Source organism: Candidatus Seongchinamella marina (assembly GCF_026262685.1).
Lineage (GTDB): Bacteria > Pseudomonadota > Gammaproteobacteria > Pseudomonadales > Halieaceae > Halioglobus > Halioglobus marinus.
Genome location: NZ_SHNP01000001.1, coordinates 24,897 through 45,626 on the forward strand (window position 1 = coordinate 24,897; position 20,730 = coordinate 45,626).

Below are 20,730 nucleotides of genomic sequence, written 5' to 3' on the forward strand. Positions count from 1 at the left end.
TGTAAGGGTTTAACGTTTGAAACGCTTTGTTATCACTTTCGCTATTGTCCTGGTGGCGTTATTTTCGCTGGAAATGCTTAATCCTGTGCAGGAACATCTGGTGGTTCCTTTTACCACCATGCTCGCCAAAATCAGCGCTGCATTAATCTCGCCTTTTGACAACGGCGTCATTGCCTATGGCAAGGTGCTGCAATTCAAGGATACAGGGTTCGCAGTATCGATTGAGGCCGGTTGTAATGGTGTCGAAGCCACCATTGTGCTGATTGCAGCTGTAGTCGCTTACCCTGCAAGTTGGAAGGCGCGTATCAGTGCGATTGCGCTGGGCTTTCTTGCGATCCAGGTTCTTAATATTGCCCGCATTATTTCCCTGTTTTATCTGGGCGACTGGGATATCGATATTTTTTCCTGGGTGCACTTATACCTTTGGCCCTCCTTGATCATGCTGGATGTACTGGTGGTGTTTATTGTGTACCTGCGTTATTTATCGCGGAAGCCATCTGGAGGCGACAATGCCCTTGCCGCCGGATAACAATCTGCGGCAATTTCTATTGTTTGCCTTCGCGTTGATTATTCCTTTTTTCGCGCTGTGGACGGTGGCTATGGGATCTATCGCGATGCCTGCGGTAGGCCTGGCCGATATGATTCTCAAAGCCTGGTTTCCTGACGTTGTAGCTGGCCTCAATTTCCAGGGTGGGAAAGCTGTTTTGATGACGCAGTTTGGGGAACTCAATGGTGCACCGGTGCCCCCTGAGCAATCCGAGTACCAACTGGGGTTTCTCATAAACCCTGGCGTTTTGTCTTATTCGTTGCCTTTTTACGCAACTTTGCACTTTGCCACTGACAAGGACGAATATCTGGGTAGCTTTATTACTGGCATTTTCGTTTTGTATCCCCTGGCACTGCTGGGCTTGCTGAGTCTTTGTTTGAAAGATCTCATGGTCAATCTCGGATCGCTGTTTATGGAGCAGAGCGGCGTCCCCAATGGCACCTTTATTGCCTTGTTTTACCAGCTGAACGTATTAATTGTACCTACCGTGGCCCCCGCATTATTGTGGGCCTGGCAGAGCCGTGACACCGCATTGTTGCGCGGTATTCTCAATCTTCGGCCCGCCTCGCCAGAGGTCGAATCAGGATGAATAAATCGCTCAGCTATTTTAATTTGGCTGGGTCAATGCTAAATTCCTTGCCCTCCACTGAACACCGCAGAAAAAGGGGCAGAGACTCCTCAGCGCACATCACCTAACGAGGATCCCATATGTTGAAACCCACACTTCCACTGCAGGCGCTTGGCCTGGCGGTGACGGCCGCTATTTCTGTTTCAGTTGCTGCTCAGGATGCCAGACCGGTCTTCGAAGAGGTAATTGTTACCGCCGAGAAACGCACTGAAAGCCTGCAGGATTTGTCGCAGGCAGTAACCGCCCTGTCCGATGAAGATCTCGATAACCGACAAATCACTACCTTTGTCGACCTTAGCGCTATCGCTCCGGGGGTGAATATCGCCAAGAATGAGGGTTTCAAGACGGTCATCACGATTCGTGGTGTGGGTAACGAAGCCAATCAAAATGCCATTGCTAATCCGTCTGTGTCCTATCACCTGGATGGTATTTACGTCGCTTCTCCGTTTGCCTTGCAAACCGACTTTCTCGACCTGGAGCGCATAGAGGTCCTGCGTGGTCCGCAGGGCACGCTGTTCGGCCAGAACTCTACCGGTGGTGCGATTAACGTGATCACCAAGGCGCCTACCCTCGATGAGGTGTATGGCTCTGCTGACCTGACATTGGGTAATTACGACCTGGTGCGCGCTCGCGGCGCAATTAACGTGCCCATGGGTGACAGTGTGGCCATGCGCGCCAGCATCGCAACTAACCAGCACGATGGGTTCTCTGATAACGTGGTACTGGATCAGGAACTGGATGATGCAGATAGCATCTCCGGTCGCCTGCGTTTGCTGATAGAGCCTACGGATACGTTTCGTGCTCACCTTACCGCTCAGTACTTTGACGAAGACCGCAACGGAGCTGCCCAGAAAGGACTGCTGGATACCACCCGTGACCCCCGCAAGCTGCGCCAGGATTCGGCAGCTGAGTATCAACTGACGTCAGAACTTTACAGCGCGGTGCTGGAATGGGACCTGGAGCCTTTTACCGTCAAGTCGCTGACCAGCTACCAGCATGATGATGTGTTGATTCGCCGCGATAATGACCGCAACGATCTGGCGAGTTTGCCGCCTTTCGCCCTGCTGCCTAGTTTCTACGATGCCGAAACCAGCGACCTAAAGACATTTACCCAGGAGTTCAACCTTATTTCCGGAGACCCTATGTTCGGCAAGCTGGACTGGGTTGCGGGTGTGTTCTATTTGGACACCGAAATAAAGGGCACTATTCTGGAACGTCTGGACTTCGGCTTTGACGGCGAATTTGACCCCTTTACTGTAGAAGATGTTTACAGTTTTTCAGGTGATTTCGGTTTCATTTCCGATGCTGAGCCTACTCGTGAATCAATGTCAGTGTATGGCCAGGGAACCTGGAACTTTAATGACGAGTGGCGCACCGTGTTTGGTTTGCGTTACACCGACGATGAAGTGACTTCCGAGGTCACCAACTTTTATGGGCGCGGCGGCACTCAATCATTGAAAGTACAAAGCGACAAGGTTACCGGTCGGCTGGTGTTGGAACATGATTTTAATGATTACACCATGGCTTATGTTTCGTTCACCCGCGGCTTCAAGCCCGGTGGTTCTAATTTGACCTTTGGTCTAGAGGATGAGATCGCGCCTATCGTAGTACTTCCTACTTACGAGGAAGAAGTGGTTGATGCCTATGAAGTAGGCCTCAAAACCGACCTGGCCGATGGCCGAGTGAGAATCAATACCGCAGCGTTCTACTACGATTACGAGGGCCTGCAATACCAGGCAACGGATCCGGAGGTGTTTCAGGGCGGCGTAGGTAACATTCCTGAGTCAGAAATATATGGCGCTGAGCTCGAGTTTGCAGCGTTCCTGACTGACAACCTGGTGCTGGATGCGCGCATGGCCTGGCTGGAAACTGAAATCACCGCAGATCATCTGGCGCTGGATAACGTTCAGTCTGATGCTGCCACCAATGCATTGATTGGCCAGGGTTTTGATCTATTCAGCCCGGAAATTCAAATAGCCCGCGCCGCCCAGGTACAGAACGTAAAAGGCAATGAGCTGGCTAAAACGCCTGGCTTTACCGCCAATCTGGCGCTGAACTGGGACACTGAGCTGGGTTCCTGGGGTGAAATGCGTAGCACTTTCCAATACACCTATCGCGGTGATTTCAAGCATCGAATCTTCAACAACGACAAGACGGATGTGGTTGATAGCTACGATGTCATAGATTTGGTCGTTGGCTTCTATCCGGGCTCTGCAGATTGGCGCGTAGAGCTGATTGGCAAAAATCTGACTGATGAAGACGGAATCAATGCCCGCTTCACCGACGTATTTGGTGTCGGCGCTACCGGCGATGAGCTAATCGCTCCCCGTCAGTACATGGTAAGGGTGGGCCTGGACTTCTGATGACAGCTCTTTGTTGAATTGATAAAAAATCCCCGCTGAAGCGGGGATTTTTTTGCCTGCCATTGAGGCTTAGAAAAAGGCGAACTTGGCGAGGAAAATGACGGCCAGGAACCAGGCGCCAAAACTTACCTCGCTAAAACGCCCGGCAATCACTTTGATAGCCACGTAGCTGATAAAACCCACCGCAATGCCATTGGCAATAGAAAACGTCAGTGGAATCATAATGATGGTCAGTAGTGAGGGGATGAGTTCGGTGGCGTCTTCATAGTCCAGCCCCTGCATGCCCGACATCATTAGCAGGGCCACGTAAATTAGTGCACCTGCGGTAGCGTAGGCCGGCACCATGCCTGCCAGCGGGGAAAAGAACATCGCCAGCAAAAATAGAATACCCACGGTAACGGCAGTCAGGCCGGTGCGGCCTCCCGCAGCTACACCGGCTGCGCTTTCAACGTAACTGGTGACGGGTGCACAACCGAACAATGCGCCCACCACGCTGGAAGAACTGTCTGCCTGCAGCGCTTTATCCATATTCTGAATCTCACCCTGTTTAGTGACCAGGTTTGCTCGAGTTGCAACGCCTAACAGGGTGCCCGCGGTGTCGAACAGGTTCACAAATAAAATGGCGATAATTACGCTCACCATTCCCACCTCGAAAGCGCCGACAATATCCAGTTGCATCAGCGTTGGTGCGATGCTGGGCGGCGCCGCAACCAGTCCCTGGTATTCGACCATACCGGTCAGCACGCCCAGCACGGTAATCGCTAATACGCCCAACATGATTGCGCCGGGAACCTGGCGGACGGAGAGTCCGGCGATCAGAATAAAGCCCAGTGCGGCCATTAAAGGTTCAGGCTGGGTCAGGTCGCCCAGTGAGAGCAGGGTAGCCGGGTTTTCGGTAATCAAACCGCCGCTTTTCAGGCCAATGAAGCCCACAAATAAGCCCACACCCGCTCCCATTGCCACGCGCAGGTCTTTGGGGATGCTGTTGAGCATCCAGGCGCGCAGCCGGGTGACGCTCATAATGACGAACAGGATTCCAGCAATGAACACAGCGCCGAGGGCCACTTGCCAGCTATAACCCATTTCTCCTACCACTGTGTAGGTGAAAAATGCATTCAGACCCATGCCCGGGGCCAGTCCCACCGGCCAATTGGCGTAGAGCCCCATGAATACGCAGGCCAGGGCCGCGGCAAGGCAGGTAGCTGCAAAACTGGCACCCAGGTCCATGCCGGCAGACGCCATCATCTGGGGGTTCACGAAGATGATGTAGGCCATGGTGATAAAGGTGGTGAGGCCGGCTAAAACCTCGGTAGAGACGCGGGTCTCGTGTTCTTCCAGTTTGAACAGGCGTTCCAACAGTGCTTGCATGATCTAATTGCGCCTTCGCAGAATGAGCCGCTTATGGTCGCACAGACTATTGGGCTGCGGAAGCGGGACGCAGGTATTCGAAACGGGGAATAGCGATACCGTCCCGGTCTACCGACTCCTGCCACATAGCCAGCGGCCGGACCCAGAGGGCTTGATCCCCGTAAAGCGGCCGATAAACTGCCATGGCTTCTTCTGTTTCAGAATGAGTGGCAATATCAATTAATTGGTACTCATTTCCCTTATAGTGCTGGTAGATTCCGGGTTGGGGCTGGGCCATTAAATTGTTCCTGCTGATTTGGGGTGAGGGCACTTAACATATGTTAATGCCAGTTCCGGGTTTATTGACTATTCTTACGCTTGAGTCTGGAGAGCGACACCGGATCAATACCCAGGTAAGACGCGATCTGAAACTGGGCCACCCGCTGCGGCAGGTCCGCCTCGTTATCGAGCAGCCACTGGTAACGTTGTTCAGCATTGCAGGTTAGCAGCATGGCTTCACGCTGTTCATTGCGGATAAAGGCTTCTGCCAACATTTGTTGGGCGGCGCGGGCGATAGGCAGCTTATTTTGAGCCTCCAAGGCCATCGCTTCGTAGGGGAAGCTCAGGGCCTTCACTGGCTCAAGGGCCTGTATTGAGAATGGGGCTGCAGAGCCTGTCATGGCGGCGCTGACCGGGCCAGTAAGTTGGCCGGGTCGAAAGAACGCCTTGTTGCGCTCGCGCCCATCGGACGTGGTGTAAAACAGGCGTACCAGGCCAGTTTGCAGTAAATACAAGGTGTCGTCGACGTCACCTGCATGTACCAGATAATCGTCGACCGCGAACGTTGTCGGGGAAATCGCCTGCAGCCATGTACTATTGCTGTTCAGGTCAGGTATTCCCCAACGCTCCAGCCAGGGGGCGAAGAGTGCCATGTTGTCGAGTTGATCCATGGCAAGATTATAAACCGAGAAGCACAGTAAAAAGGTGATAGTGATGAATGAAGCAACCAACAACATTGTGATGAACATAGACTCATTCGATGATGTCCAGTTGACACCCGAGGGTACTGAGGAAATCCGTAAAGACCGCAAAATTAAACTGGCCGCAGCTCTACGCCTGTTCGGTAAGCTCGGTTTTGACGAGGGCGTGGCGGGTCATATCACTGTGCGAGATCCGGAGCTCACCGATCATTTTTGGGTGAATCCGATGGGACGCTCCTTCAAGCAGATGAGAGTGTCCGACCTGCTGCTGGTGAGCCACACTGGTGAAGTGGTAGAAGGCGATGGTCTGCTCAATGGCGCAGCTTTCACTATTCATTCCCGGATTCATATGAGTAATCCTGCGATCACTGCTGCTGCCCATTCCCACTCAGTTTACGGCAAGGCTTTTTCTTCTCTGGGCAAAAAACTGGCTCCCCTCACTCAGGACTCCTGTGCATTCTATGATGACCATGTGCTGTTTGATGATTTTTCCGGCGTGGTTCTGGATAACACAGAGGGTGAGCGTATTGCCGCCGCGATGGACGATAGCAAAGGCGCCATCCTGCAGAATCACGGGTTGCTGACAGTGGGCGAAACCATCGATGCCGCTGCCTGGTGGTACATCACTATGGAGCGCACCTGTCAGGCGCAGCTAATGGCCGAAGCTGCCGGCACACCAAAGCCAATCGACCACGACGTTGCATTGCAAACCCGCGAAACGGTCGGGTCTCCCCTGGCTGGCTGGTTCAGCTTCCAGCCGCTGTTCGACGTGATTGTTGCCGAGCAGCCTGAGTTGCTCGATTAAGCGCAGCGCTACTAGCGCAAACAGCCCCGGTGACGCAACCGGGGTGGCTTAACAGCTCGGATATTTATTAAATTTCAGGCTGGATGGGTTGCCAGATTCAACGCAGCCAACTACATTGAAAACACATCAAATTCAAAGGAATTCAACAACATGAACCGGCACTTGCAGATACTTCCTCTGGCTGTTTCCCTGGCCATAGGTACTTTGTCCGTGAATGCGGCGACCGACGGTGACACCATTCGCATGTTGGAGCAGCAGCTTGAACAGCAGCGGATTATGCTGGAGCAGCAACAGCAGGTACTAGAAACGATGCAGCAAGAACTGCAACAGCTTAAGACGGTTCAGACCGAACAAGTGGTGAAAGCCCAGCACCATGCGCAGCCCAGGGAGTTGGAGTCTTCAGCCGAGATAGCGAGTAATACCTCAGGTGGCGGCTTCGGCTTCGATGTTTATGGTTTCGTGATGGCCGATGCCGTTTATGACTTCAAACGCGTTGACCCGGACTGGAACGATACCTTGCGGGTGTCGACTATCCCTACTCAGGACGGGCAGTATGGTCAGGACGGCGAGTTCGTTTTCAGCGTGCGTCAATCGCGCCTGGGTATCAAGGCAGACTACGACACTCCGGTGGGTAAGGTAACTGCATTACTGGAAGGCGAACTGTTTGGAGTGGGTGGCGATGCCGGTCAGACCACACCGCGCCTGCGGCACGCCTGGGCGACGCTGAATAATTTCGGTATGGGGCAAACCTGGTCTAACTTTATGGATGCGGATGTGTTCCCCAATACCATTGATTACTGGGGACCCACTGGGATGGTGTTTTATCGTAATCAGCAGATTCGCTATACGTTCCCGATGGACAGCAGTGAATTCTCCATCGCCCTGGAAAACCCTGATACGGCATTAACGGTGGGTAAGTTCAGGGATGCATGTACCAGTGCGGTGTTAGACGAAAGCTGTGATTCTGCTCTGGAGGACGTTATCCGCAAGCATAATGATATTCCGGACTTGACCCTGCGGTATCGCAGCGACAACGACTGGGGTCATTGGCAGTTGGCGGGTATTGCTCGCGAGCTGGGTTATGAGCGATTGGACACTGGCAGAAAAGACTCCGAGTTTGGCTGGGGAGTCAATGCCAGTACGGTGATCAACACTTTTGGCCAAGACAAACTCAAGCTGCAACTGGTCTACGGTGAAGGCATCGGTAACTACATGAACGATGGTGGGGTAGACCTTGCACCCGCCAAAAACCAGTTAGTCGGTAACTCTGCCGAAGCGGTGCCGATACTGGGTGTCGTCGCCTACTATGACCATTACTGGAACGATCAATGGTCGTCTTCGGTTGGCTGGAGCAGTATTAATCTGGATACAACTAAAGGCCAGGCTGGAGGCGAATTTGAAGAAGGTCAGATCGCACAGATCAATTTGCTGCACTACCCAACAGAAGGCGTCATGATCGGCGGCGAGCTGTTATGGGGTGAGCGTGTGGACGTTAGTGGTGACGATGGCTACGATGTGCGCGCCCAGCTTTCACTGAAAGTCAATTTCCCCCGAAACTAGTTCTTCCTTATTTCCATGCGGCCCTCCGGAGTGATTGAATTCGTCACTTCGGAGGATCGCATTGGACACTGTTCCCTTTCCTTCATTGTGGGACTATAACGGCTCACTTTGTTTTAGGAGTAACGACATGCAGGATTTTTCCAATAAAGTAGCGGTGGTCACTGGCGGTGCCGGCGGCATTGGCAAGGCACTGGTCAAGTCATTGCTGGATGAAGGTGCCAAGGTGGTGATTGCCGATGTGGAAGACGGTGCACTGCAGGCAGCGGTCGAGGAGTGCAGTGGCGAAGGACGTCACGTTAGTGCCTTCAAGGTTGATGTGCGCAAGCCAGAGTCCCTGGACGCCCTGGCGGACTATGTTTACGACCAGCACGGCGCCTGCCATCTGTTGTTCAATAATGCCGGTGTAGCGGCGCCTTCTTCCAATATCTGGGAAACCACGCCTAATGACTGGGCCTGGATTTATAGTGTTAACGTGATGGGTATTGCTCATGGTATTCAGTCCTTCGTACCGAGAATGATTGCCGGTGGTGAGGAGGGTTATGTGATTAACACCACCTCTGGCGACGGCGGTATTTCCAGTCTTCCCTATCAATCAGTGTATGCCTCCAGTAAAGCCGCCGTTTGCGCCATGACCGAATGCCTGGCCTCACAGCTGGAAAGTGAAGGCACAAAATTGAAAGCGTCGCTGTTTTACCCTTCAGGCGGCATGCTGGTCACCGGACTTTGGAATCCAGAGCGTAACCGTCCGGACGAGCTCAAGCGTGAGAAGCCTGGAGCACCACCACCGGATATCGAAGCGTTCAAGGACGCTATGAAAGCCGCTGGCGTCGAGATGCAATTTCAGGATCTTGATGAGCTGGCACGCTTCACCCTGGACGGGGTGCGTGAAGAGCGTTTCGTGATCATGATGAACCTGGATGATGCGGCGGACACCCTGCAGGCGCGATCTGAGCGCTATCGGCGGGCTGAGCTGCCTATTGTTTTCGAAGAAATTCCGCAGATGTAAGGCCCTCGGGCGGTGGCATCCGCTGCCGCCCTTCAATAGAATGGGCGAACCAATTCAACAAGGTTTGCTCATGATCTCTGAACAAATGCAGAAAGCGCTGTATAAGCAGCTTAATGATGAATTCTACTCTGCCTATCTCTACCTCGCGATGTCTGCTTACTGCGCACATATTGATTTTAATGGCGCGGCCAACTGGCTCAAGCAGCAGTATGAAGAAGAGCAAATGCATGCCACTAAAATTTATAACTACCTGATAGAGCAGGGTGCACACGTGGTGCTTAAGGAGATCCCCCAGCCACCCAGCGAGTTCGGCAAGATTCTCGATGTTTTTAAAGCATCATTAGCTCATGAGCAGGCCATGACCGCCAAGCTCAATAACCTCAGCGATCAGGCGCTGAAAGAAAAAGATCATGCCACTTATAATTTATTGCAGTGGTTTGTGAATGAGCAGGTGGAGGAGGAATCTACCGTAGGAGAGATCATTTCCAAGCTGAAGCTGGTGAAGGAAGATGGCTACGGATTGCTGATGATCGACAACGAACTGGGCTCACGAGCTGCGCCCAAGGCTGTCGTCTAAGAAAACTTCTTTGCGGATCTAGTGCTGATTTTTCTCGCACTATCACGGTTCCTCGTTCCTCACCCATCGCCAGTGATATTTATGGGCAGGTTGCGCATCAGGGAGCGCAGGGAGCGCAGCGAAAGTCTCTCGATCACACAATTACTGACCTGCGATCTGCAGTTTTGCCGGCGATAATAGATCAACAGGGCCTGAAAAAGCGGTGGCCGTGGTGGAGAAGGCTAGTTTCTTAATAATCAGCCTTTCAAGGATTATTGAACCCTGCATTCCCTCTTAACTTGTAAACAGTCCAGCATGCCGCATTACCCTTTCTATCACTGCCTAGCGGTGAGATTCTAAGGTTGTTGGGCATGCGGTCCCGACGTTTTTGTTTTGTGTGTCCCTGGCGGGACTTTGACGGGCGGGTTGGTTTTTACCATCCCGCCTTTTTTTTGCCCAAGATTAAGGGTTCAGTATCTCATTCAATCTGCTCAGGCCCAGGGCGGCCGACGCCAGTGCCGCCTCCGGTTCGTCGCGTTCTACAAACAGGTATTGAACAGCGTCCAGAGGCAGATGTCCCAGCAATTTGGCAAAGTCGATTTGTCCATTGCCTATATCGGTTTCGCCACCACTTGAGTCCATATCCTTGGCATGAAGTAGTGCAAAACGACCGGGATGCTCGACAAACAAGTCCATTGGATTCCTGCCCGCATGAACCGCCCAGTAAAGGTCCAGTTCGTAACACACGTAATCCGGGTTAGTCTGCGCAAGCAGGAAATCGTAGGGAGTAAAATTTGAGAGAGCTGAAAACTCGAAATCATGGTTGTGGTATGCGAGCTTGAGGCCTCGGGTCTGGGCTAACTGTCCGACATCATTGAGAAGGTCGGCCAGTTGGTAGTACCCATTTTCGGTGCGAAGGGTTTCTTCCCACCATGCCAGAACAAGGTATTTATGACCCGCCTCAGCTGCTTCGTCAAGCGCCAGTTCCGGGCGATGTAACAAGCGATGTGGCGCCACATGCGCCGACGGTGCGCTTAATCCCTGTTGATCCAAAAGCTTCGATATGTGCGCAGGCGGGTGCTTAAAGTAGCCCGCAAACTCAACGTTTTTGTAGCCCATTGCCGCGACAGCTGCCAGGGTTCCCGGCAGGTCCTGTTGCATCAGTTCCCTTAGCGTATAAAGTTGCAGACCTATCGCTGGTGATAATTGCGAGAGAGTCATTTACTGCTCAGGAAACCGTACCACGCCTTCGTTCAAGTTCATCGCGAACGTTGGCTGCTACTTTTTCAGTGATGGGATAGGAGGCAATCAACCAGATGGCCACTGCAGAAGAAACCACTGGAACAAGAACGTCAAACAAACGCATGTAGATTAAAGTCTGGCTGGACTGCTCACCACCGAGAGCAACGTCAAAGCCGGTGGCGTTGAGCAATACACCGCCAATAGCCAACGCGGCGGCCATGCCAAGTTTAACTACCCACCAGTAAATAGAGCCAAACATGCCTTCTCTTCTCTCGTGGCTTTGCAGCTCGTCCATGTCGCAGACGTCAGCGATCATTGAACCCATCAAGGTAAATAATCCCCCGAGGCCGAAGGCGATAAAAGGCGCTGGAAGTAGCAGCAGCAATGGATAGCGCGGATCGTAGCAGATCCATTTCAGCGCATAACCAAACATTGAAACGCCTACTGCCACAAAAAATGCGCGGCGTTTGCCTATCAGCGTTGAAAGCCAGCTGATGAAAAATATGACAAAGAAAGTCCCAAATGCAGAGACGGTACCAGACCAACCCGCATATTCCGCGCCCAGTTCCTGATCTCCACCAAAGATGTAATAAATGATGATGTAAGACTGAAACGACGCCACCATCATGAAGCCATTAAATACCAGGAACGTGGCGGCGCACAGTTTGAGAAAGGGCGAAAATTTCAGGGTCATTGCAAATCCCTGTAAAAAAGCGCCGGTTCTTTGTTTAATCTGGCTGGCCATTGAGGACAAGCCTGTCGCCACATCATTGAGTTCCTCGCCAGCGAGGTCCTGATATCGCTCGCGTAAGAAAATGGCCGGCAACACCCCGAGAATCATGACGGCGATTGCGACTGCAACGGCAAGCCCGGCGGCGCCGCTGGCAAGATCGTCAAACATACCCTCATGCTGCATGATCCAGAGGAACCAGGGCGATACCAGGTACGCCAGCTGGCCCATGAAGTTTTGCACTGCCATGACCCGGGTTCGCTCGTGGTAGTCGGGGGTGAGTTCGTAACCCAGTGCCACCCAAGGGGTAGCGAACATGGTGTAAAAGAGATAGAAAATTAGCGAGCCGATGAGGAAGAACCAGAAATAGTAGTCCTCCGATTTTCCCTCGGGTAGCTGCCACAAGAGCGCGAACGAGATGCTTGCTAATATCGCGCCCACAAAAATATAAGGTCTGCGCCTACCCCAGCGAGATCGGGTCTGGTCGGAAATGTAGCCCATCAGAGGATCAGTGAAGGCGTCGATCAATCGGGGCAAAGCACCCAGTAATCCCACCAGCGCCGGGTTCATGCCCAGCCCAAGGTTGAGGACGATGCTCATGCCGCCAATGGCCGCCGCCAGAAGATTGTTGACGAATGCACCAATGCCGTAAATGATCTTTTCGGTCAGGGGCACCCTGTCTTGTTCAGGTGTCTGGTAGTGCAGATCCGTGGCCATATCGGTCCTTGGGAAGATGCTCAGTCCGGGACAGGTTTAGGTGAACCGGCGGGCAACCATTATTATAGGACCGGGTAGTGTGTGCAGCACAGAGCTGTTCTGCAAGTCGAAGTCGTTCAGTGGGACTATTGCTGCGATCAGTAGGGTCGGCAAAAAGTCGCTCAGGAGCCCGGAGCGCACACCTCGAGTGTTAGCGCTCTTGCGCAACCCTGCAGACCCGGTTGCTCAGCCAGCACGATTGCCAGCGGTATGGAGGCATTGAAATCGTGGAAGCGACCCTTCGCCCGAAAGTGCTCCAGAAAACAATCTTCATCGAGAAATTCCAGCATTCTGGGCACGATACCGCCCGATATATAAACTCCCCGGCTAGCACCGGTCATTAGGGCGACGTCACCAGCAAACGCTGCGAGAATCGCCAGGAAGTCATCGATGGTCTTGCGGCAGATTGGGTCATTAGCCTGTGCCCCAGCGGTGACTTCAGCGGCCGGTAACTCCCGGCACTGCCCTTGTAAATGGCAGTTAGCCCAATATAGGTTAGCAAGACCCGGTCCAGACAGGATGCGCTCGGCAGATATTCTACGGTAGCGCTTGCGCAATACTTCCAGCAGATCAGACTGGTGTGAATCGGCGGGGGCGAATCCGACATGACCCGCCTCCGAGGGCAAAATATCTCCCGAGGGCATTAACGCCGATACGCCCAGTCCGGTGCCGGGGCCGATAACCGCCGTCACTCCCTGACCTTTTGGGCGTGCCGATCCCAGGCGACGTAACTCAGTACTCTCCAGGTTGGCAATGCTCAGGACCTGGGCGCTGAAATCGTTGATGACTTTAACCGGAATACCCAGCGACCTTTCAAGCTCTTCCCGCCGGAAGGTCCAATGATTGTTGGGGAGGTCGATGGGGTCCGTATCCACAGGGCCAGCCACGGCCAGGCAAACTGCCTCGAGCACGCTAGTGTCCTGGCTATCGATGTATGCCTCAATTGCCTGCAGTAAAAATGGAAACTCTGCACAAGGGAAAACCTGCACGTTAGCCAAATGGCAGGTAGCAGAATTTACCGAGGCAAAGCGGGCGTTGGTACCGCCGATATCCGCAACAATATATTTTGAAGACTGCATGTAAGTCGGTTCTGCTTAGTTGACCTGGTTACCGCTAAGGCCGTAGCCATAGGCGAATAACGGACGATAATCATCGTCGCCAATATTCGATGTCCTGTTGTCGCTGCGCGGCCAGGAAAACGATAGCTTACCGGAGAAGTCATGGTCGCCAAACAACACATCTGCGACGCCTTGACCTTCCGAGCCTGGCAGCCAGGCAGCAACGAATGCAGTGGATGCTGACAGCTCCTGGTTGGTCACCAGCGGTCGTCCAGAAAGCATGACAGTAACTACCGGAACGCCCCGCGAGGTAATGTTGGTGATAGTCTGCAGGTCTTCAGGATGTAAGTCGGCAAGAACGAGCGTGTCGCCATAGGGCTCAAGGACTTTCAGCAGACCCTTGATCTGTGAGCCCGCCTGGACAATCACATCATCGCCGGTCCGTATGTCGCCCATGCCTTCGGCGTAAGGCTTTTCGCCAATAACGACTACGGCAACATCGTGAAGCGCAGGATCTGCGTCTTCGCCAGTGCCATTTGTACTCAGAACAGACCCGGCGGCAACATCACGAATGCCTTGCCAGATAGAGGTGCCGCCAACGACGAACTCGTTCCCAGAGGTACCTTGCCAGGCTATGGTGAATCCGCCGCATTGATGACCGATGTTGTCAGCGTTTTTGCCAGCCACCAGAATGCGCTGATTCTTCGCCAGAGGCAGTAGCTGTTGCTCATTTTTTAACAATACGAGAGATTTGCGCACGGCTTCGCGGGCGATTTGTCGATGAGCTTCACTGCCGAAACTCTGGTCGTTAGACCAGGGACGAGCTTTGGGCCTTGGTTTCTCGAACAGGCCAAAGGCAAATTTCACCCGCAAAATACGTCGCACAGCATCATCTATCCGTGACATGGGCACGGTGCCTTGTACTACGTGATGGGTGAGGTGATCAATAAAGTGATGCCAGTGCTCCGAGACCATGAACATATCAATGCCCGCGTTGGTGCCTGCGGCCACGGCTTCAAAATAGTTTTCTGACAGGTAGTCGATGCCATCCCAATCGGAGATAACGAACCCGTTGAAGCTCATTCGCTCCTTGAGTACGTAACTCAGCAGGTATTTATGACCATGGCATTTGTCGCCGTTCCAGCTGTTAAACGAAGCCATCACGGTGAGTACGCCGTTGTCGATCGCTGGGTAGTAAGGCTTGATATGCACACTTTCCAATTCAGACTCGCTGATTCGGGTGTCACCCTGGTCGATGCCCTCGGTGGTGCCGCCATCGCCCACCCAGTGCTTTACGCAGGCGACAACAGCGTCATCTCCCAGATCGCCCTGCAAGCCATCGACAAACGCACCCGAGTAAGCGCCCACAATGTCAGGGTCCTCTGAATAGCTCTCATAGGTCCGACCCCACAGGTTGTTGCGAGCCACAGCCAGGGTAGGAGCAAATGTCCAATCGACGCCTGTAGCGAGAATTTCTTTCGCTGTCACCTGCGCGATACGGTTTAATAAATCTTCGTCTCTGGCTGCGCCCAGGCCGATATTGTGGGGAAAAATTGTAGCTCCACTGACATTGTTGTGGCCGTGAACGGCATCTACGCCATAAAGCACAGGAATGGCGAGGTGTTCATCATCTTCCTCCATGGAAGCCATCCAGTAGGCGTCGTTCATATCAACCCAGTCGTTGACCTGGTTGTCGCCGGGGCAAGATCCGCCGCCACTAAGCACGGAGCCGATATGAAAAGCCTTCACTTGTTCTGGCTCTATCGCCATACGCTCAGTCTGCACCATTTGGCCGATTTTTTGAGCCAGTGTCATTCTGCCCAGTAAGGCCTCGACTTTTTGTTCCAGTTCAGTATTCATAGGGAGCCGCATCTGAGCGATGTTGATTGATTGATTCATGTTTCAAGTGCCATTAACTAAAGGTATAAACGATGGAGTGCGAGAGGTATTTGTAATACGGACTTGTTCATCTTCACTGGCCTACCAGACTGGTTTCCAGGTCTTCGAGCGTCTTTCCGCGAGTTTCAGGCAATAGCCATAACACCAGTCCGAGTCCCAGCAGGGCAAAAATCCCGTACATCAGAAACGTCGAGGCGTTACCCAGATTAGCCAGCTGCCATGGAAATAATAATTGCACCAGGAAACTGACCGCAGAATTTACCAGTCCCACGATAGAAATGGCGACACCTCGAACTCGATTGGGGAAAAGCTCAGAAAAAAGCACCCACATGACGGGGCCGATCGATATTGCAAAGCAGGCAACAAATCCCAGAATGCCGGCGAGTATTACCCCCGGTTGGATGTTGATCGCATTGCTCAACAGTTCGGATTCAATTTTTAAAAAGCCATCTTCGCCAAGCTGCTGAATGAGCGCCGCGCGAAAAGCCAGATCAGTGTCGTAGGTCACTCCCGTCAGTGGCTTCAGTGCAGGTAGGTCCGCGGTAGCTGGTAGGGCCGCAAGTAAACTTGAATCTATGGAATAACTCGCCTGGCTAAAACCCCAGCTCAGCACAAGCATGCTGACTGCCATGCCTGCCACACCGAACACCAGCAGTGGCTTGCGGCCCAGTTTGTCGATCAGCGTCATAGCTACAATAGTGAAGACCAGGTTGGTCAGGCCGACCAGAACGGCCTGCATAAAGGATGCATCGGTGCCAATACCTGACTGTTCAAAGATCATCGGTGCGTAGAAAAATACCGCGTTTATCCCCGTGATCTGCTGCAGTATCGCGACGACCAGGCCTATCATCATCACCTTGCGCAATGACGGCTCAAGCAAGCTGCGGAAGCCGCCAACAGCTGCCTCTGCGCCCGCGGTGAGGCTGCGGGTAATTAGCTTCAACTCGGTTTTTGCTTGCTCGGCGCCATTAAATAAGCGCAGCACCTTCATGGCTTCGTTGCTGTTGCCCTGCATGGCTAGCCAGCGAGGGCTTTCGGGAACAAACCTGAGGCTGAAAAAGTACAATACGGCTGGAATCAGCTCGATGCCCAGCATCCAACGCCAGGTTTGGCTCTCCAGCATTGCGCTCTCAGTCCACGCTGCGCCTGACTGGCTTAGATTTAGAATCACGTAGTTGCTGAAAAATGCCACCGAAATGCCAATGACAATATTTAACTGATTAATCGAGACCATGCGTCCGCGAGTAGCAGCGGGTGCAATTTCAGCGATATACATGGGGGCAATAATCAGCGCTGCACCCACGCCCAGTCCGCCAATGATTCGAGCAATGACCAGGGCCGAAAAGCTTGGGGCGAATGCCGACGCTAACGCGGAAATGGCAAACAAGACTGCCGCCGCACGCAGTATGGGCTTGCGTCCATAGCGGTCGCTCATGGGACCGGCAACCAACATGGCGATAGTAGCCGCCAATGCTAATGAAGCGACTGACCAACCCAGTTCGATTTTGTTGAGAGAAAATTCCAGCTCAATGAAGCCGACGACACCGGCTATTACCGATGCATCGAAACCCATGAGAAAGCCCCCTAATGCGGCGATCAAAGCGGTACGAATGGTGATTTTTTTATCGGCTATAGTCATTCTCGGATCTGGAACTCAGTCCACAAATGTGCGTTGGAATCCCCGCCGATCCAGGCGTGAAAGCCACCGGGCTCGGTGACCAGTTCCATCTTACGGTTGTGAAAGGCAAGCTCGTCGGTATGGATTTCAAAGCTGACGCGCTTGCTTTCGCCGGGCGCGAGCGGCACGCGGCGAAACCCCTTTAGCTCTCTTACCGGTCGGGTGACGTTGCCAGCCAGGTCGCGAATGTACAACTGGACGACTTCTTCAGCTTCACGGCTACCGCAATTTTGTACAGTTGCCGACAGTGTAATTGTCTCGCCCATAGCAATCGATTCAGCCGATCGTTCAAATTCGCGATAGTCAAAATGCGTATAAGACAGCCCGAACCCAAAAGGAAACTGGGGGGTGAAACCAGCGTCCAGATGGAAGGCTGACATGCCCAGCGAGGTCTGTGCAGCCCGTCCATCAATCTCATCTATGTGAGTGATATTTTCATGACTGGGCGGCCTGCCGGTATTTTTGCGGGCGTAATAAATAGGTACCTGGCCGACCAAGCGTGGAAAGGACACAGGCAGCTTACCCGACGGCATAGCTACGCCAAAAAGTAAGTCGATAATCGCCGGTCCACCCATGGTTCCCGGATGCCAGGCATAGAGTATGGCTGAAACTTTATCCAGAACTGAGCCTAGGGTGAGAGGGCGCCCCGCCATCACTACCAGCACGATTGAAGTGCCGGTTGCAGCGACCTCATTAATCAAGGCCTCCTGGCTGCCCGGTAAGTCGATTTCTGCTCGGCAGTGCGCTTCACCGGATAAAATGGACTCTTCACCCATGAACATGATCGCCACATCTGACTCTGCAGCGATCTTGACCGCTTCATGATGGCCGTCATGGTCGCGGCTACGCGATGACGACATGCCGCTCGCCCAGCGCACCTCAAATGCATCACCAGCCAGGTCGTGGACTGCCTGCAGGCAGGTGTGACTATGATGCGCCTCACCATCGAATACCCAGGTGCCAAGTTGTTCGTAACCGTCGTCGGCTAATGGGCCGATGACTGCGACAGAGCCCAAAGCATCTCGTGACAATGGGAGCATTTGGTGATCGTTTTTCAGCAGGACACAGCTGCGTTCGGCGGCGTCTCTGGCTGCCTGCAGGTGATCCGGGTTAACCGGTTGGGGGAATTGTCCCGGGTCGGTATATGGATTGTCAAAAAGACCCAACTCAAATTTTAGTTTGAGAATGCCGAAAACCAATGAATCCAGTTCCGCTTCCTCGATTTTGCCTTCCGCTATCAGCGATGGGATATGGTCTTTATAGAGAGAACTGGCCATTTCCATGTTAATGCCGGCATTGGTTGCTTCGAGCACAGCGTCCCGGTCATTGGCAGTAAAGCCATGCACAGTCAGTTCGCGAATAGCGTCCCAGTCACTGACGACAAAACCATTAAAGCACCATTCTTCGCGCAGTATCTGGCGCATTAAAAACTCGTTGCCGGCGGCGGGTACGCCGTTCAGGTCGCTAAACGAGGCCATAAAGGTAGCGACACCGGCATTCAGCGCCTGCTTGAACGGGGGCAGGTAGACGTTACGTAATTCATTTTCAGGGATATTGGCGGTGTTGTAGTCAAGTCCGCCTTCCACCGCACCATAACCGACAAAGTGCTTGGCGCAGGCGGCGATTGAGTTTGAGTCGGAGAGCTGGTTGCCCTGAAATCCTCTCACCATTGCCGCTCCGAGCACGCCGCACAGGTATGGGTCTTCACCCAAACTCTCGGCGATTCTGCCCCAGCGTGGATCGCGCGTGATATCGATCATCGGGGCAAAAGTCCAGTTAACTCCGGTGGAAGCTGCCTCGGTTGCGGCAATGGCAGCGCCTTGCTCAAGGACTTTCGGATCCCAGCTGGCGGCCTGGCCCAGGGGAATCGGAAATATAGTTTTGAAACCATGGATAACATCGCGACCTATCAATAGCGGTATGCCCAACCGGCTCTCTTGCATGGCAATTCGCTGTAGCTCATTAACCTTCTCAACATCGACTTCATTGAGCACAGAACCAATGTGGCCATTGCGAATGGCATCATGGAGATTCCAGCCACCGCCATTGACCTGGCTCATTTGGCCGATCTTTTCTTCGAGGGTCATTTGCTCTAGCAGTGAGCAGGCTTTGGCTTCGCTGCTGCTTAGCGGATATGAGCGTTTTGCCGTGATGGAACTCTGCGGCATAAAGAGGTGTCTCCAATGACTTGTCTGGGACTGAGCTTGGCGAATATTATTGTAGCCAGCTCATGCTGGATAGAGTTCACTTGCCCGAATACCCTATGGTCCGCCAATGGCATTGCCGGAACCATTAAAAAACGCCCAAGTGGACTGGCATTAAGATGAAATGGTCCGGCAACGATATGGATAGTGCACCCTCTTTTGATAATTTGAATCAATTTCTCTTGTCCCAGGCACTGCGTAAAGCTCATGGTGACAGGGTTAGGGCACGTTTAGCGCGCAAATGTTGTAGGGAAATAAAAAAAGGGCGCCTATGGCGCCCTTTGTTCAAACACTTGGTCGGCTATTTACTTACGCTTGCGTCCCGCAGCACGAGCACCAAAGAGCCCCATAATGCCAGTCAATAAAACCATCCCCCAAATTGGAAGAACAGGTACTGCTGTAGGATCAGACGCACCTGAACCACCGCCCCCAGAGGGGCAAGTCGCTCCAACCGAGACTGACGCAGCGCCAGCGTCGCCCGCGGTTGCTGGATTGGCGTTTGGACCCTCAAAAGTAAAGCCTTTTTGAACAATCACATTGATATCGCCAAGCACCTCGATGCTCAGGTCGGTGGACCCTGAACCCGCTCCATAAACTTCGCCTATTACGTTGTATATATTGTCGCCGTTAGCGGCTCCGTCTGTCAGTACTTTGATAAACGATTCTGTCACAACGTAGGGTGCGCTCAAACCAGAAGTGTCTGAGCATGCAGTGAAGGTGTAGGTGCCGCCGGGGCCGATGGGCACTGCTTCGTCGCTAGTCATGATTGCTTGTATCCACTTGTTGCCGCTACCAGTATCGCCGCTACCCTGACACCAGAACGCAAGTCCATCTGGATCAGCCCCAAAGCAAACATCCTCGTAGTAACCTGTGTTCGGGCTGAGAGTCCAGGACCCAGCGGATCCCGAGAAACCACCACGACCCAGGTCAGTATAGACCTCAGAGTAGACATAGTTGCCTGCGCCGTCGCCTGCAGCATTAAGGTTGGAAACGTTATTGAAGATGCTTGTTGGGACCTGTGCGGTTGCTGGCACCGCTGCGAGGGTTAGTGTTGACACGGCAACAGCGCCTATGACGGCCCTTGTCAGTGCATTGCGAGAGAATCTTTCCATTATTATGAGCTCCAAAAAGAGGAAGTAGACAGATGAATCAAAATTAATAACTCGCGGCAGCACTACAATCCCTGCCGAAACTACCTTGGCTTAAACATACATGATCGACATCGATAGGCTGTTGTTTTTCGATAGGGCGGACTATTGATGCGTTCAACAGGAATTAAGCAGGGTGTAATAGGCCTTGCGTAAGGAACAGCAGGGTTCGATTCGTCAAGATCACCGCTTCAATAATGGTATTTCTGCGCCTGGTTGCATG

Annotated in this window: 17 protein-coding genes; 7 read left to right on the top strand and 10 right to left on the bottom strand. The window is 53.0% G+C overall.

Annotated features, from left to right (window positions below; translation table 11 throughout):
• Positions 1-16: 16 nt before the first annotated feature.
• From xrtH to EYC87_RS00095, 3 genes are all read left to right on the top strand, one after another.
• Positions 17-529: an exosortase H gene (gene xrtH, locus EYC87_RS00085; RefSeq protein ID WP_279251051.1), complete on the top strand. Its 513-nt coding sequence runs from the start codon at positions 17-19 to the stop codon at positions 527-529.
• Positions 510-1,136 carry an exosortase H-associated membrane protein gene (locus EYC87_RS00090; protein WP_279251052.1) on the top strand — a complete coding sequence of 209 codons (627 nt, stop codon included), beginning with the start codon at positions 510-512 and terminating at the stop codon, positions 1,134-1,136. The genes xrtH and EYC87_RS00090 overlap by 20 nt, the downstream gene beginning before the upstream one ends.
• A 119-nt stretch (positions 1,137-1,255) precedes the next feature.
• Positions 1,256-3,538: a TonB-dependent receptor gene (locus tag EYC87_RS00095; protein ID WP_279251053.1), complete on the top strand. Its 2,283-nt coding sequence runs from the start codon at positions 1,256-1,258 to the stop codon at positions 3,536-3,538.
• A gap of 69 nt (positions 3,539-3,607) precedes the next feature.
• On the opposite strand, the gene EYC87_RS00100 is transcribed toward EYC87_RS00095, so the two are convergent.
• The 3 genes from EYC87_RS00100 to EYC87_RS00110 all read right to left on the bottom strand — a co-directional run bounded on the left by EYC87_RS00100 (position 3,608) and on the right by EYC87_RS00110 (position 5,913).
• Positions 3,608-4,906, bottom strand: a complete 1,299-nt coding sequence (locus EYC87_RS00100) for an NCS2 family permease (protein ID WP_279251054.1) — start codon at positions 4,904-4,906, stop codon at positions 3,608-3,610.
• Between the two features lie 46 nt (positions 4,907-4,952).
• Positions 4,953-5,183, bottom strand: coding sequence for a DUF1653 domain-containing protein (locus EYC87_RS00105; protein WP_007229699.1), 231 nt, complete (start codon positions 5,181-5,183; stop codon positions 4,953-4,955).
• Between the two features lie 61 nt (positions 5,184-5,244).
• On the bottom strand, positions 5,245-5,913 hold the full coding sequence (locus tag EYC87_RS00110) for a Crp/Fnr family transcriptional regulator (protein ID WP_279251055.1): 669 nt from the start codon (positions 5,911-5,913) through the stop codon (positions 5,245-5,247).
• On the opposite strand from EYC87_RS00110, the gene EYC87_RS00115 reads away from it, so the two are divergent.
• The 4 genes from EYC87_RS00115 to EYC87_RS00130 all read left to right on the top strand — a co-directional run bounded on the left by EYC87_RS00115 (position 5,879) and on the right by EYC87_RS00130 (position 9,813).
• Positions 5,879-6,670 (top strand): class II aldolase/adducin family protein, encoded by a 792-nt coding sequence (locus EYC87_RS00115; protein ID WP_279251056.1) that lies wholly within the window; start codon positions 5,879-5,881, stop codon positions 6,668-6,670. The two genes, EYC87_RS00110 and EYC87_RS00115, sit on opposite strands and share 35 nt — an antisense overlap.
• Positions 6,671-6,820: 150 nt before the next feature.
• A complete protein-coding gene (locus EYC87_RS00120; protein ID WP_279251057.1) occupies positions 6,821-8,230 on the top strand; it encodes a DcaP family trimeric outer membrane transporter in 1,410 nt (469 codons plus the stop codon).
• Positions 8,231-8,357: 127 nt separating this feature from the next.
• A complete protein-coding gene (locus tag EYC87_RS00125; RefSeq protein WP_007229577.1) occupies positions 8,358-9,236 on the top strand; it encodes an SDR family NAD(P)-dependent oxidoreductase in 879 nt (292 codons plus the stop codon).
• Positions 9,237-9,306: 70 nt separating this feature from the next.
• Positions 9,307-9,813 (top strand): ferritin, encoded by a 507-nt coding sequence (locus EYC87_RS00130; protein WP_279251058.1) that lies wholly within the window; start codon positions 9,307-9,309, stop codon positions 9,811-9,813.
• 441 nt (positions 9,814-10,254) lie between these two features.
• Here the strand turns inward: EYC87_RS00130 and EYC87_RS00135 are convergent, their stop codons facing one another.
• The 7 genes from EYC87_RS00135 to EYC87_RS00165 form a co-directional block, all read right to left on the bottom strand.
• Positions 10,255-11,013: a sugar phosphate isomerase/epimerase family protein gene (locus EYC87_RS00135; RefSeq protein ID WP_279251059.1), complete on the bottom strand. Its 759-nt coding sequence runs from the start codon at positions 11,011-11,013 to the stop codon at positions 10,255-10,257.
• Between the two features lie 7 nt (positions 11,014-11,020).
• Complete coding sequence (locus EYC87_RS00140; RefSeq protein ID WP_279251060.1) at positions 11,021-12,481, bottom strand: MFS transporter; 1,461 nt, start codon at positions 12,479-12,481, stop codon at positions 11,021-11,023.
• Between the two features lie 161 nt (positions 12,482-12,642).
• Positions 12,643-13,599 (bottom strand): glucokinase, encoded by a 957-nt coding sequence (gene glk, locus EYC87_RS00145; protein ID WP_279251061.1) that lies wholly within the window; start codon positions 13,597-13,599, stop codon positions 12,643-12,645.
• Between the two features lie 15 nt (positions 13,600-13,614).
• Positions 13,615-15,477, bottom strand: coding sequence for a glycoside hydrolase family 3 protein (locus tag EYC87_RS00150; RefSeq protein ID WP_279251062.1), 1,863 nt, complete (start codon positions 15,475-15,477; stop codon positions 13,615-13,617).
• Positions 15,478-15,550: 73 nt separating this feature from the next.
• Positions 15,551-17,116 carry a sugar porter family MFS transporter gene (locus EYC87_RS00155; protein WP_279251063.1) on the bottom strand — a complete coding sequence of 522 codons (1,566 nt, stop codon included), beginning with the start codon at positions 17,114-17,116 and terminating at the stop codon, positions 15,551-15,553.
• Entirely contained in the window at positions 17,113-19,323 is a 2,211-nt protein-coding gene (bglX, locus tag EYC87_RS00160; RefSeq protein ID WP_279251064.1) for a beta-glucosidase BglX, read from the bottom strand. Before bglX ends, EYC87_RS00155 begins: the two co-directional genes overlap by 4 nt.
• A gap of 341 nt (positions 19,324-19,664) precedes the next feature.
• On the bottom strand, positions 19,665-20,471 hold the full coding sequence (locus EYC87_RS00165) for an IPTL-CTERM sorting domain-containing protein (protein WP_279251065.1): 807 nt from the start codon (positions 20,469-20,471) through the stop codon (positions 19,665-19,667).
• Positions 20,472-20,730: the final 259 nt, after the last annotated feature.